Source organism: Pseudomonas parakoreensis, from assembly GCF_021602155.1.
Taxonomy (GTDB): domain Bacteria; phylum Pseudomonadota; class Gammaproteobacteria; order Pseudomonadales; family Pseudomonadaceae; genus Aquipseudomonas; species Aquipseudomonas parakoreensis.
The window spans coordinates 1-13,287 of record NZ_BQHY01000014.1 but is presented as its reverse complement, the minus strand read 5'-3'; the positions used below and the strand labels follow the sequence as shown (position 1 = coordinate 13,287).

Below are 13,287 nucleotides of genomic sequence, written 5' to 3'. Positions count from 1 at the left end.
GGCGAGAATATTTCTCTATGTTGGCATCGGTTAGCCAGTGCGGGGCATTGTAAGGTGCACGCCGCCTGATTAGACTGCGCCGAAACTCGTACACACAGCCCTTTCAAGGACTTATATGATCAAGAAATGCTTGTTCCCAGCAGCCGGTTACGGTACTCGCTTCCTGCCAGCGACTAAAGCCATGCCCAAAGAAATGCTGCCGGTGGTAAACAAGCCACTGATCCAGTACGGCGTTGAAGAAGCTCTGGACGCTGGCCTGACTGAAATCTCGATCGTGACCGGTCGTGGCAAGCGCGCTCTGGAAGACCACTTCGACATCAGCTATGAGCTGGAAAACCAGATCAAGGGCACCGACAAGGAAAAATACCTGGTCGGCATCCGCAAGCTGCTCGACGAGTGCTCGTTCTCCTACACCCGTCAGACCGAAATGAAAGGTCTGGGCCATGCGATCCTCACCGGTCGCCCGCTGATCGGCGATGAACCCTTCGCCGTGGTACTGGCGGACGACCTGTGCGTCAACCTCGAAGGCGACGGCGTACTGACCCAGATGGTCAAGCTGTACAAGCAGTTCCGCTGCTCGATCATCGCCATCCAGGAAGTCGACCCGCAGGAAACCAGCAAGTACGGCGTGATCGCCGGCGAGATGATCCGCGACGACATCTACCGCGTACACAGCATGGTCGAGAAGCCAAAGCCGGAAGACGCACCGTCGAACCTGGCGATCATTGGTCGTTACATCCTGACGCCGGACATCTTCGACCTGATCGAGCAGACCGAGCCAGGCAAGGGCGGTGAAATCCAGATCACCGACGCCCTGATGAAGCAGGCCCAGAACGGCTGCGTCATGGCCTACAAGTTCAAGGGCAAGCGTTTTGACTGCGGTGGCGCCGAAGGCTACATCGAAGCGACCAACTTCTGCTTCGAGAACTTCTACAAGACCGGCAAGGCTTACTGATAACGCCGGATCTGCAACGCGAAGGGTGTGAAAGCACCCAGGCGAATGCACCCACAAACGCCCCGACCTGTTCGGGGCGTTTGCTTTTGTGCTGGAAAAAACCTTGGGCCTGGCGGCGCGATTGGCTGAAGCCTTCTGAGCGTGCTGGCTGCTTTTTAACGGGGGAGGGTGCGGGCATGCTTGCTCGCTGCCCCGATTCCCTTCAGGCGGCACTGCAGGGCCGCGCAAACGGGCAACCCGTCCGCCCAGAACGAAAAAAGCTCCGTATCTTGCGATACGGAGCTTTTTCTTTATGCGTTACTCCGATTGCGATCTCTCGAAACCGGCGCCTTCCAGGCGGTTACTGCTGCACGACATTCGCTGCGGTGGGATCGACCTTCTTCGGCTTCATCAGGCTGAAGTCGATCAGGGCGCGCTGCTCGCGTTCGTACGGGTTGCCGATCATCAGCGGACGCGGTTTGAAGCTGTCGCTGACCAGGCTCTTGCTGCGGTCCAGTTCATCGAAACTCAAACCGGCCATGTCTGCCCAAGTGTGGATCAGATGCGAGCTGCTGTACGGCCGGCTCAGGTCGGCGGCAAAGTTCCAGTCATGGTTCTCGCGCCATTTCGGCGATGCCCAGGCCATGAACGGGATGGTGTACATCGGTGCCGTCGGTTTGTTCTCGTTACGGCCGAGGGTGTTGTGGCCGACCGAGTCAAACACATCTTCACCGTGGTCGGAGAGGTACAGCAGGAAACCATTCGGATCGGACTTGGCGTAGTCCTTGATCAGGCTCGATACCACGAAATCGTTATACAACACGGCGTTGTCGTAGCTGTTGTAGGTCGGCACCTGATCGTCACGCACGCCGGCTGGCACGCCGGCACGGTCCTGGAACTTGTCGAAGGTCGGCGGATAGCGGTACTGATAGCTCATGTGCGTGCCGAGCAGATGCACGACGATCAACTTGCGCTGCGCCGGGTCACTCAGGGCCTTGTTGAACGGCTCAATCACGTCACCGTCGTACTGCGCGGCGTTCTGGTTGCGGTTGTTGTTCAGGTACACCTGCTCGTCGGCCTGTTCGGAGAAGGTCGTGAGCATGGTGTTGCGCTTGGTCATGGTCTGCTGGTTGGTGATCCAGAAGGTCTTGTAGCCGGCCTGTTTCATCATGCTGACCAGTGACGGCGTGGACAGGTACAAGTCCGGATTTTCTTCGTCGGCGAAGGTCAGCACCTGCTGCAACGCCTCAATGGTATACGGGCGCGGGGTGATGACGTTGTCGAACACCGCGAGCTGATCCTTGAGTTTGTCCAGTTCCGGCGTGGTCTCGCGGCCATAGCCATACAGGCTCATACGCTGGCGGTTGGTCGATTCGCCGATCACCAGCACCAGCGTCGACGGTTTATCCGCGTCGGCAGCCTTGAGGTTATGCAGCGGCGGGACCTTGCTTGCACTGTGCAGCATGTCCTGCATGCCGGCCAGAGTGTCGAGGTATCGGTGGTAAGCCACGGCCATTTGCCAAGGCACCGCCGGCTCGATGCGGTCTTCGAACTTCTCGAAGCCGCCGGCGAAACTGCCGGTGCGCTGGGTCTGCTTGATCAGCGGATAGCCGACCACGGCAATCAGGATTGCCAGCGCCGCAACGTAGGCGCGGCCACGGGGCATGTACACCGGGCGCAGGCGTGTCCAGAGAAAGTAGGCGAAAGCGGTATGCGCGAGGAACGCCGGGATCATCCACCAGGCAAAGTACTGGGTCATGTACTCGCCGGCTTCCGACACGTTCGACTCGAACATGATGAAGATGACGCTTTGCGAGAACTCCTGCTGATAGATGAAGAAGTAGCCCAGGCTGGCCATGGAACAGGCCCACAGGACGATACCGATCAGCGCAGCCAGCAGTTTGGTGCGTTTGGGAAACGCCAGCATCGGGGCGAGCCACAGCGCACTCATCACGAAGGCCTGACGGAAACCGCTGAAACCGGAGGTGCCGGTCAGTTGGATCAACAGTTGGGTGATGCCCGAGAAGTACCAGAAAAAAGCAAAGAGCCAGAGAACCCCGGCCCAATCGAAACCTGTCGCAGTCGTTTTGCTGCGTTTGAACAATGCCATTCAGCACTCCAGCTCATCGTCACTAACCACCGCCGGAACACTACAGCAAACCGACGAACGGAAGCCGCGCGCAAACGCACGGCCAGATGGGGCGCGAGTATCACGAACGTAATGTGAAAACTTCGTTAGTTGCTGATTGCTGGCGGGAGCGGATCATGACGGGAACGACAGGCGCCGTTCCCGATGCTGGCGGGGCAGGTCAGGCGTGCGGTTGACGCTGGACAACCGGCAGAGGTTTGGGCTGAGCGCCCTGGGTCAGCGAGCGCAATTGCGCCAGCTCCTGCTTCAACTGGTCGCGCTCGTCCTTCAACTGGCGCAATTCATCGCGACGGATCGTGACATACAGGGTTTGTGGCGGCATTGCTGTGTGTACTGTGCCCATTGCTCACCTCGCAAATGGCGTGTCTCAACTGCAGATTGTCCCGGTGCCGGGCTACAGATCTGCTATCGGCGCCAATTTTGATTTCTTTTGCCCGTGAATGGAACTTTTTTATTTTTCATGGTCGGTGTGTCTTCGGCAGGATTCGGGGCGTTATCAGTCTGGATCGGGCACAATGCCCGGAAACTTCGGCCCGACGCTCTGGACTAACCTCCATTAGTCGCGTTGGGCTATAACCAATGACACACTTTTATTTGTAGTAAGGAGCATCAGCACATGCAACTCGGGATTATTGGACTGGGCCGCATGGGCGGCAATATTGCGCGGCGTCTGATGCTCAACGGTCACACCACCGTTGTTTACGACCGCAATACCGCCTTTGTCGACACCCTGGCCGCCGAGGGCGCCACGGGCGTTGCCGATCTGCCTGCGCTGGTCGCCGGCCTGGCCAAGCCACGTGCCGTGTGGGTCATGCTGCCGGCCGGTGCGCCGACCGAAGACACCATCAACACCCTGAGCGATTTGCTGGAAGCCGGCGACACCATCATCGATGGCGGCAACACCAACTATAAGGATGATATTCGCCGGGCCAAGACCCTCGCCGAAAAAGGTCTGCACTACATCGACGTTGGCACTTCCGGCGGCGTCTGGGGCCTGGAGCGCGGTTACTGCATGATGATCGGCGGCGATGCCGAGGCCGTGAACCGTCTCGACCCGCTTTTCGCCGCTCTGGCGCCGGGCATGGGCGAGATTCCGCGTACAAAGGATCGCAAGTCCGAGGATCACCGCGCCGAACACGGCTACATCCACGCCGGTCCCGCCGGTGCCGGGCATTTCGTGAAGATGATTCACAACGGCATCGAGTACGGCATGATGGCTGCCTTCGCCGAGGGCTTCGACATCCTCAAGACCAAATCCAGCGAGCGCCTGCCAGAAGATCAGCGTTTCGACCTGAACGTGGCCGACATCGCTGAAGTCTGGCGTCGTGGCAGCGTCGTATCCTCTTGGCTGCTCGACCTGACCGCCGACGCGCTGGCCAGCGATCCGAAGCTCGACGGATTCTCCGGTTCGGTGGCGGACAGCGGCGAAGGTCAATGGACCATCGAAGCGGCCATGGAGCAAGCGGTGCCGGTTCCGGTGCTGTCGAACTCGCTGTTCTCGCGCTACCGCTCGCGTGGCCAGGGCACCTTTGGCGACAAGATCCTCTCGGCCCAGCGCTTCGGCTTCGGCGGCCACGTGGAGACACCGAAGAAATGACCCATACGATCCGCAGAAAATCCAAGGCAGAACCCGCACCACCGACCACGCTGTTTTTGTTCGGTGCCCACGGCGACCTGGTCAAGCGCTTGCTGATGCCGGCGCTGTATAACCTCAGTCGCGACGGCTTGCTTGACGAGAATCTGCGGATCGTCGGCGTTGACCACAACGCCATTACCGATGAGGCCTTCGCGCAAAAACTCGAAGACTTCATCCGTACCGAAGTGGCGGCGAAGGTCGGCAAGGGCGATCAGATGCTTGATCCGGCCTTGTGGGCCAAGCTCGCCAAAGGTATCAGCTACGTCCAGGGCGATTTCCTGGACGACAGCACCTATTCCGCGCTGGCGGCAAAAATCGCCGACAGCGGCACGGGCAACGCGGTGTTCTACCTGGCCACCGCGCCACGTTTTTTCAGTGAAGTGGTACGCCGTCTCGGCGCCGCCAAACTGCTCGAAGAAACCCCCGAAGCGTTCAGAAGGGTGGTGATCGAGAAACCGTTCGGTTCCGACCTGCACACTGCCGAAGCCTTGAACGCCTGCCTGCTCAAGGTCATGTCCGAGAAACAGATCTATCGGATCGACCATTATCTGGGCAAGGAAACCGTGCAGAACATTCTGGTCAGCCGGTTCTCCAACAGCTTGTTCGAAGCGTTCTGGAACAACCATTACATCGACCACGTGCAAATCACCGCCGCGGAAACCGTCGGCGTTGAAACCCGTGGCAGTTTTTACGAACACACCGGTGCGCTGCGCGACATGGTGCCCAATCATCTGTTCCAGTTGCTGGCGATGGTCGCCATGGAGCCGCCGGCTGCGTTTGGCGCTGACGCCGTGCGCGGTGAAAAGGCCAAAGTGGTCGGCGCGATCCGCCCGTGGAGCGTCGAAGAGGCGCGGGCCAATTCGGTACGCGGTCAGTACAGCGCCGGCGAAGTCGATGGCAAAGCGTTGAATGGCTATCGCCAGGAAGCCAACGTGTCGCCTGACAGCAACACCGAAACCTATGTCGCGTTGAAAGTCATGATCGACAACTGGCGCTGGGTTGGCGTGCCGTTCTACCTGCGCACCGGCAAACGCATGAGCGTGCGCGACACCGAAATCGTCATCTGCTTCAAACCGGCGCCGTATGCGCAGTTCCGCGACACCGAAGTCGATGAACTGCAGCCGACTTATCTGCGTATCCAGATCCAGCCCAACGAAGGCATGTGGTTCGACCTGCTGGCCAAACGGCCGGGGCCGGCGTTGAACATGGCCAACATCGAGCTGGGGTTCGCGTACAAGGATTTCTTCGAAATGCAGCCATCCACCGGTTACGAAACGCTGATCTACGACTGCCTGACCGGCGACCAGACGCTGTTCCAGCGCGCCGACAACATCGAGAACGGCTGGCGCGCAGTGCAACCGTTCCTTGATGCCTGGCAGCAGGACGCGAGCGTGCAGACATACGCCGCCGGGGAAGACGGTCCACAAGCTGCCAACGATCTGCTGACTCGCGATGGTCGCGTCTGGCATGGCCTGGGATGAGGGAGTCGATCCGTTTTTTATTGAGTGACATGGACGGCACGCTGTTGCTGCCCGATCACAGCCTGAGTCAGCGCACCATTGATGCAGTGCGCTCGCTGCGCGAGGCGGGTGTGTTGTTCAGCCTGGCCACCGGACGCCCACCCAAGGCCATGTTGCAGCAGATCGAAGCCTTGGGGGTCGACCTGCCGACCGCCGCCTTCAATGGCGGCACCATCGTCAATCCGGACGGCAGCGTGCTGGTGGCGCATTACTTGCCGGTGCCGACGGCGTTGATTGCTTTGGCGTTGTTCGCCGACCAGCCGGAAGTGGAAATCTGGGTGTTCAGCGGTGGCGACTGGCTGCTCAAGGATCCACACGGGCCGATGGTGCCGCGCGAACAGCACGGCCTCGGTTATCCGCCGGTGGTGGTCGAGAGTTTCGAGCCGTATCTGGAGCGCATCGACAAGATCGTCGCGACCAGCAACAACACGGATTTGCTGATTGAACTTGAGGCGCGCCTGCTGCCCAAGGTCAACGGCATGGCTCAGGTCTCGCGTTCACAACCGGTTTATCTGGATGTGACGGCGCTGGAGGCCAACAAGGGCACCGCGTTGTCGACGATTGCTGAGCATCTGGGCATCGCGCTGGAGCAGACGGCGGCGATTGGCGATGGCGGTAACGACCCGGCGATGTTCCATTGCGCGGGATTGTCGATAGCCATGGGGCAGGCGGAAGAGGCAGTGAAGCGTCAGGCTGATGTGGTGACTGCGCCAAACACCCAAGATGGCGTAGCCCTGGCGATCGAGAAGTACATCCTCAAGTAACATTTGTAGGAGCTGCCGCAGGCTGCGATCTTTTGATCTTGTTTTTTATGCAGCAAGATCGACAGATCGCAGCCTTCGGCAGCTCCTGCATGAGGTAGTTGTCAGAGCCAGTAGCTGACGGCGTACCAGCCCAGCAAGCCCATCACCACGGTGTATGGCAATGCCATCCACACCATCCGCCCGTACGACAGGCGTACCAGCGGGGCAATCGCCGAGGTCAGCAGGAACAGGAACGCAGCCTGACCGTTTGGCGTCGCCACGCTCGGCAGGTTGGTGCCGGTGTTGATCGCGATGGCCAGCGTCTCGAAATGCTCGCGGCTCATGTGCCCGGACAGGAAAGCCTGTTTCACTTCGGTGATGTAGATCGTGGCGACGAACACGTTATCGCTGATCGCCGAGAGCAGACCGTTGGCAATGAACAGCATGCCCGGCTGTTGCTCCGCCGGCAGTGCCAGCACCCATTGGATCAACGGGGCAAACAGCTGTTGATCATGAATCACTGCCACCACGGCAAAAAACACCACCAGCAACGCGGTGAACGGCATGGCGTCCTTGAATGCGTTGCCCAGACGGTGTTCGTCGGTGATGCCGGTAAACGCGGTGATCAACACGATCACCATCAGGCCGATCAAGCCAACCTCGGCAACGTGAAACGCCAGGCAGCCAATCAGAATCAACGCAGCAGTGCCTTGCACCAGCAGCGCGGCACGCTGACGTGGAGTGCGGTCGGCGTCATCTTCGGCGGCGTAATTGGCCAGCACGGCGCGGACGTTGTCCGGCAGCAGGGTGCCATAGCCAAACCAGCGCAGTTTTTCCAGCAGTACGCAGGTCGCCAGCCCAGCCACCAGCACCGGCATTGAGACCGGCGCGACTTTCTGGAAAAACGCCGCGAAGTGCCAACCCATCTCATGGCCGATCAACAGGTTCTGCGGTTCGCCCACCAAGGTGCAGACGCCGCCGAGTGCGGTGCCCACAGCGCCATGCATCAGCAGGCTGCGCAGAAACGCCCGAAACTGTTCCAGGTCGTCATGGTGCAGCACCGGCAAGTGTCGGTCGTCGCTGAACTCGCTTTCCTGACGCGGATCGTTGCCCGAGGCCACACGGTGGTAAACCGAATAGAAGCCGACGGCGGCGCTGATGATCACCGCCGTCACGCTCAGGGCATCGAGAAACGCCGACAGAAACGCCGAGAGGAAGCAGAACATCAGCGCCAGAATCGCCTTGGAGCGTACGCCCAGCAGCAGCCGCGAGAACAGAAACAGCAGCAGATCCTTCATGAAGTAAATGCCGGCGACCATGAACATCAGCAGCAGGATCACCGGGAAGTTGTGCACCAACTCATCGTATAGCGCCTGCGGCGTGGTCATCTTCAGCAGCAGGGCTTCAATCAACAACAAGCCGCCGGGCATCAACGGATAGCACTTGAGGGCCATGGCCAGTGTGAAAATGAATTCGATCACCAGCAGCCAGCCAGCGGCGACCGGGCCGACGGTAAATAGCACCACGGCATTGAGGATCAGGAAGCCGACGATGCTCGCCTTGTACCAGCGGGGCGAGTGCCCGAGGAAATTATGCGCGAAGGCCTGGGCCAGTGAACCGGACATCGGTTGCTCCTTGTATTAAGAAGCGCGCAAAGTGCCGCAAGTGACTGGCAAGTTCAAGTCTCGGGGGATTATTGATTCAGATAGCGGGCAATCATGGCCCGGTAGTTGCCGTCCAGAGAATAGCCGCCGACCAGAATGTGTCCATCGGCCTGCACCGCCAGTGAGTTGGCGATATCCAGGCTGCGTCCCAGTCGCGTGCGCAACCAGCCGTGGCCGTTACCGAACTCGCGGTCTATTTGGCCGTCGGGCAGGTAGCGCGCGACGATGAAATCGGCCTCGATACCGCCAATCGTCGCGCCCACCGCAATGATGCGGCCATCGGTCATGCACTGCGCCGCGCTCCACTGGCAGCCACTGGGGCCGATCTCCAGCAGATGCGGGTGGCCGGCATGGTTGCGCAACTCCGGGCGACCGTTGGGGTGCAGGCTCAGCGCCATGCAGCGGATCGGGTCGCGGCTGCTGCCAAAGCAATGCAGATGCTCCATCGAATGCAGCACCTGACTGACCATCGCGCTTTGTCCGTGGGCCTTGAAGGCGAGGAAACCGTCCACCGCAAAGCGCTCATCCAGACGTCCGTCGGGCAGATAACGTGCCACCAGACCTTCCTGAGGAAAGTCGATGGCGCCGGCAACGATGATGCGCCCATCCTCTTGCAGCAGCAGGCAGTTGAGCCAGGTGTTGAGCAGCAGGTGACGGATCATCACGAAACCACGGCCATTGAAGCCGGGATCGAGGGTGCCGTCTGGAGTCAGACGAATCAGCATGCCGGCATGGTCGGCCAATTCGAAGTGGTGATTGGCAATCAGCAGAATGTGCCCGTCGTCCTGCACCGCGAAGTCGCATGCTTCGGCCCCCGGCACACCGGGCGGAAGCCAGCTATCCCGAGAGCCGACGGACAGGTCACCCGGCAGGCGCACGACTTGTCGACCATTGTCACCAAACGATGGGTCAGGCAAGCCGTCAGCCGTGAATCGGGCGCAGGCGGGCAGGGTACGGTGAGCGTTCTCATAATGCAGGCCGGCCAGCAGAATGCGTCCGTCTGGCAACACTTGCACCTTGGCACCCATGGCTTCGAATCCGGGGGCGAATTCGCCGATCACGCTGCCTTGAGCGCCGAAGCCGAGATCGGCAGAACCGTCGGGAAGCATTCGCGCCAACCCGAAACGGCTGCCTGCGGCAGTGCCAATCTTGGCAGCCACCAACACCCGGCCTTGTGGATCAAGGGCCAGGCCTTGAGTCATGCTCGACACGCTGCCGGCGAAATACACTTGGGCAATGCCGGAGTGGGCAAAATCTCTGTCGAGTTGCCCGGCGTGAGTCTTTGACGGCGGGAGCGCAACGGCGTTCTCGGGGGACATGCATGCTTCTCCTTGCAAGTTGACCAGGCCCGGATCGGGCGGGTAACTGCATGAGCGAAACATTCAATCCCTGAATACGCCGAAGTACAACTGACATAACTAACAGGTGGAGGGTCGCACTGTGCCAGAACAGTGTCTTTTTGAACCAAATGAAAGCCTGCCAAGCAGTGTCGCCTGACGCTTTAAAGAAAGTTATACAAACGTACTGGAGATAAACAGCAACAGATAAATAAAAAGAGCAGGGCGGACGACTGGAAGTCGTCCGCATTACCTTCTGATCAGTGCGGCATCGACCACGATTGCAACAGGTAACCTTCTTCGCTCAGTTCGGCGCGTGCCTGCTGCAGCAGTTGTTCCAGTTGCGCCGGGTCGGAGTAAGCGCTGCTTGGAATCTGCTTGCGGCCGATATGCGAGTTGGTACGGTCGATGACGGTCAGGTTCAGTTCGCCGTTGCCGTCTTGTGGGGCCCAGGCCACGCACTGGAAAGGTTTAAATGCATGGTTGGCAATCAAAAGAGCTTCGTTGATACGGAGCGGGGCGGTCATGGGGTCTTCTCTCTGTCGTGCCCAATCAAGTGATGTGCCGTCGGTTGGGCTTACCGTTCGGCTGGTTACTTGTACTGATGCACGCAACCCCGAAGCAGGTCACACACGAAACGGAGAAATTTCAACTTTATTGCTTATGCTCAGGATTTCGACAGTTTTTGAAAGCCTGGCGAAAGAGCGCAACTCGATAGCTAACTAATAACCCGGCTTCTTATAACTCTTTAGCTTGTACGCCTATAAGCAATCGATACAAGCCCCTGTCAATTTCTTGCTAATGTTACAGTCGGGTCTGCCAAATGACTGTTTTTACAATAATTTCCTCAAATTTGGCGCCAAGGAACAGTCATGATCGAAGCGCCAGCGTTACGACGTTTATTGGTAGTCGACCCCTGTGACGATTGTCACCGCCTGTTACCCGGATTGCGCGCGGTGGGCTGGGATGTCGACAGCTGTACCCTGGAAAATGCCGCCGATCGGCCATGCGACGTCGGCCTGCTCAGATTGCAACCCTTTCACCTCGAGCGCCCGGAAGCCGTCAAGGAACTGATCAGCCGCAGCGGCACCGAGTGGATCGCGGTGCTGAATCAGGAGGTCCTGCGGTTGCAGAACGTTGGCGACTTCGTCTGCGAATGGTTTTTCGATTTCCATACATTGCCGTTCGATGTCTCGCGGGTCCAGGTGACCCTTGGGCGTGCGTTCGGCATGGCGCGTTTGCGTGGACAAGGCACGATTCACGTCGATCAGCCGGAACACGAGTTGCTCGGCGACAGCAAGCCGATCCGCGAGCTGCGAAAACTGTTGAGCAAACTGGCGCCGACCGAGTCCCCGGTATTGATCCGCGGTGAAAGCGGTACCGGCAAAGAACTGGTCGCGCGCACGCTGCACCGCCAGTCCCAGCGCCACAGCAAGCCGTTTGTGGCGATCAATTGCGGGGCGATTCCCGAACACTTGATTCAGTCCGAACTGTTTGGCCACGAAAAAGGTGCCTTTACCGGTGCCCATCAGCGCAAGGTCGGGCGCATCGAAGCGGCCAACGGTGGCACGCTGTTTCTCGATGAAATCGGCGATTTGCCGCTGGAATTGCAGGCCAATCTGCTGCGTTTCCTGCAGGAGAAACACATTGAGCGTGTCGGTGGCAGCCAGCCGATTCCGGTGGATGTGCGCGTCCTCGCGGCCACCCACGTCGACCTGGAAGCCGCCATCGAGAAAAAACGCTTTCGCGAAGACCTGTATTACCGCCTCAATGTGCTGCAAGTGGTAACCGCGCCATTACGCGAGCGACACGGTGATCTGTCGATGCTGGCCAACCACTTTTCTCATTTCTACAGCCATGAAACCGGCCGCCGTCCACGCAGCTTCAGCGAGGATGCGTTGATCGCCATGGGCAAGCACGACTGGCCGGGTAATGTGCGCGAGTTGGCCAACCGCGTGCGACGGGGGCTGGTGCTGGCGGAGGGGCGGCAAATTGAAGCCCGGGATCTGGGGTTGATCAGTCAGCACTCAGTCTCCACGCCGATGGGCACGCTTGAAGACTACAAGACCCGGGCCGAACGCCAAGCCTTGTGCGATGTATTGAACCGGCACAGCGACAACCTCAGCGTCGCAGCGAAAGTGCTTGGGGTCTCCCGGCCAACGTTTTATCGCCTGCTGCACAAACATCAGATTCGCTAGAAACCAAAGCTCAAAAGATCGCAGCCTGCGACGACTCCTACAGTTGTAATCCCTGTAGGAGCTGCCGCAGGCTGCGATCTTTCGCTTTAGAAGTAGTACGGGAATTTCAGGCTGAAGGAGAAGTCCGGGGCATCCGGGGTCATGCCGATCGACAGGTTGGGTACGATGGTGAGGTTATCCGTGGCGGCAATGGTCATGCCGACGTTGAAGTAACCCGCGTTGGCGTCACTGGACACCACCGATTGCCAATCCCCGCCATCGGGTTTGAGTTTGCTGCGGCGTTGCACCAGATCAGACATCGAAAACGACATACTCATCTTTTCGTTGAGTGCAAACGCGATACCGGCGCCGATCTGGAAGCTGTCGCCAATGCTGACCTTGCCTGGCGTTTTCTGATTGACGGTGGCACTGATGTCGTCAAACGACTCCTCCAGGTTGTGGGTGTAGGACAGGCTGCCGAACAACACCGCCGGGTCGAACGTCTTGACCAGCGAAACCCCGGGAGTGATCGACCAGACGCCGTTACCGGTGGGCAAGGTATCAGGCACGAACAGGTTGGAGTTGGCATCGGTCTGGCGCAATTTGATCCCGAACGGATCCTTGCCCGTTGGCGCCTTGACTCGCAGGGTGACCACGGCGTCCGGGGTGTTGACCGACTCGTCGAGGAACTTGTAGGCGATACCGAAGTTGACGTCGCCGATGGTTGGATCACGCGAAACATCCTGTTCCGTCGTGACGTTCGATGCACCACCGTTGCCGCCGCCGGACTGGTAGGTCGACTCGCGGTAGACCACCGGTACGTTGACGTCGAACTGCCAGCGGTTGTCGAAGTTGTAGCGGCCGGTCAGGTCCAGCGTCCAGGTGTCAGCCTTGATCCGGTCGAGGTTGATGTTGCCGAGAAAGATCGAGTCCAGTGCGAGGAAGCCGTTGAGGATCAGCTGCCGGGTGTCGTAACGCGAGTAGGTCACACCGGTTTCAAAGCTGAATTTGCCGCCGCCGAAGAAGCCGCTGGCCTCGTCGTAGAGGTTGGACACACTCTGTGCCGGTTGCGAATCGTCGGCCAGCGACTGGCCATAAGAAGCCCCGCTGCCCCCCGCTGCGCCCCC

At 59.4% G+C, this 13,287-nt stretch carries 11 protein-coding genes; 5 read left to right on the top strand and 6 right to left on the bottom strand.

The window, feature by feature from the left end; all coding sequences use genetic code 11:
- The first annotated feature begins 115 nt into the window (after positions 1-115).
- A complete protein-coding gene (gene galU / locus L6D63_RS20970; protein ID WP_007912230.1) occupies positions 116-955 on the top strand; it encodes a UTP--glucose-1-phosphate uridylyltransferase GalU in 840 nt (279 codons plus the stop codon).
- A 340-nt stretch (positions 956-1,295) separates the two neighbouring features.
- Here galU and L6D63_RS20965 read toward each other — a convergent pair whose 3' ends face one another.
- Complete coding sequence (locus L6D63_RS20965) at positions 1,296-3,044, bottom strand: phosphoethanolamine transferase CptA (RefSeq protein ID WP_131671765.1); 1,749 nt, start codon at positions 3,042-3,044, stop codon at positions 1,296-1,298.
- A gap of 199 nt (positions 3,045-3,243) precedes the next feature.
- Complete coding sequence (locus L6D63_RS20960) at positions 3,244-3,426, bottom strand: DUF6026 family protein (protein WP_041064455.1); 183 nt, start codon at positions 3,424-3,426, stop codon at positions 3,244-3,246.
- A gap of 249 nt (positions 3,427-3,675) precedes the next feature.
- Here L6D63_RS20960 and gnd point away from each other — a divergent pair, with 249 nt between their 5' ends.
- From gnd to L6D63_RS20945, 3 genes are read left to right on the top strand one after another with little or no spacing between them, the layout of a single operon-like run.
- The gene (gene gnd / locus L6D63_RS20955; RefSeq protein ID WP_309295586.1) at positions 3,676-4,680 is read left to right on the top strand and encodes a phosphogluconate dehydrogenase (NAD(+)-dependent, decarboxylating); all 1,005 of its coding nucleotides are present in this window, start codon (positions 3,676-3,678) and stop codon (positions 4,678-4,680) included.
- The gene (gene zwf / locus L6D63_RS20950; protein ID WP_041064450.1) at positions 4,677-6,200 is read left to right on the top strand and encodes a glucose-6-phosphate dehydrogenase; all 1,524 of its coding nucleotides are present in this window, start codon (positions 4,677-4,679) and stop codon (positions 6,198-6,200) included. The genes gnd and zwf overlap by 4 nt, the downstream gene beginning before the upstream one ends.
- Positions 6,197-7,003 (top strand): HAD family hydrolase, encoded by an 807-nt coding sequence (locus L6D63_RS20945; RefSeq protein WP_095669071.1) that lies wholly within the window; start codon positions 6,197-6,199, stop codon positions 7,001-7,003. Before zwf ends, L6D63_RS20945 begins: the two co-directional genes overlap by 4 nt.
- Positions 7,004-7,104: 101 nt before the next feature.
- On the opposite strand, the gene nhaB is transcribed toward L6D63_RS20945, so the two are convergent.
- From nhaB to L6D63_RS20930, 3 genes are all read right to left on the bottom strand, one after another.
- Positions 7,105-8,607 carry a sodium/proton antiporter NhaB gene (gene nhaB, locus L6D63_RS20940; RefSeq protein WP_131671768.1) on the bottom strand — a complete coding sequence of 501 codons (1,503 nt, stop codon included), beginning with the start codon at positions 8,605-8,607 and terminating at the stop codon, positions 7,105-7,107.
- 68 nt (positions 8,608-8,675) lie between these two features.
- Entirely contained in the window at positions 8,676-9,965 is a 1,290-nt protein-coding gene (locus L6D63_RS20935) for an NHL repeat-containing protein (RefSeq protein WP_131671769.1), read from the bottom strand.
- Between the two features lie 278 nt (positions 9,966-10,243).
- Positions 10,244-10,510: a hypothetical protein gene (locus tag L6D63_RS20930; RefSeq protein ID WP_041064446.1), complete on the bottom strand. Its 267-nt coding sequence runs from the start codon at positions 10,508-10,510 to the stop codon at positions 10,244-10,246.
- A 345-nt stretch (positions 10,511-10,855) separates the two neighbouring features.
- On the opposite strand from L6D63_RS20930, the gene L6D63_RS20925 reads away from it, so the two are divergent.
- Positions 10,856-12,181: a sigma-54 dependent transcriptional regulator gene (locus L6D63_RS20925; protein WP_121185728.1), complete on the top strand. Its 1,326-nt coding sequence runs from the start codon at positions 10,856-10,858 to the stop codon at positions 12,179-12,181.
- Positions 12,182-12,267: 86 nt separating this feature from the next.
- Here L6D63_RS20925 and L6D63_RS20920 read toward each other — a convergent pair.
- The coding region (locus L6D63_RS20920; RefSeq protein ID WP_236170382.1) for a hypothetical protein at positions 12,268-13,287 on the bottom strand (1,020 nt) is incomplete at its 5' end.

Bases quoted from the DNA above. Each gene is read 5' to 3' on its own strand.
- galU (WP_007912230.1), top strand. From the start codon at position 116: ATGATCAAGAAATGCTTGTTCCCAGCAGCCGGTTACGGTACTCGCTTC.
- L6D63_RS20965 (WP_131671765.1), bottom strand. From the start codon at position 3,044: ATGGCATTGTTCAAACGCAGCAAAACGACTGCGACAGGTTTCGATTGG.
- L6D63_RS20960 (WP_041064455.1), bottom strand. From the start codon at position 3,426: ATGGGCACAGTACACACAGCAATGCCGCCACAAACCCTGTATGTCACG.
- zwf (WP_041064450.1), top strand. From the start codon at position 4,677: ATGACCCATACGATCCGCAGAAAATCCAAGGCAGAACCCGCACCACCG.
- L6D63_RS20945 (WP_095669071.1), top strand. From the start codon at position 6,197: ATGAGGGAGTCGATCCGTTTTTTATTGAGTGACATGGACGGCACGCTG.
- nhaB (WP_131671768.1), bottom strand. From the start codon at position 8,607: ATGTCCGGTTCACTGGCCCAGGCCTTCGCGCATAATTTCCTCGGGCAC.
- L6D63_RS20935 (WP_131671769.1), bottom strand. From the start codon at position 9,965: ATGTCCCCCGAGAACGCCGTTGCGCTCCCGCCGTCAAAGACTCACGCC.
- L6D63_RS20930 (WP_041064446.1), bottom strand. From the start codon at position 10,510: ATGACCGCCCCGCTCCGTATCAACGAAGCTCTTTTGATTGCCAACCAT.
- L6D63_RS20925 (WP_121185728.1), top strand. From the start codon at position 10,856: ATGATCGAAGCGCCAGCGTTACGACGTTTATTGGTAGTCGACCCCTGT.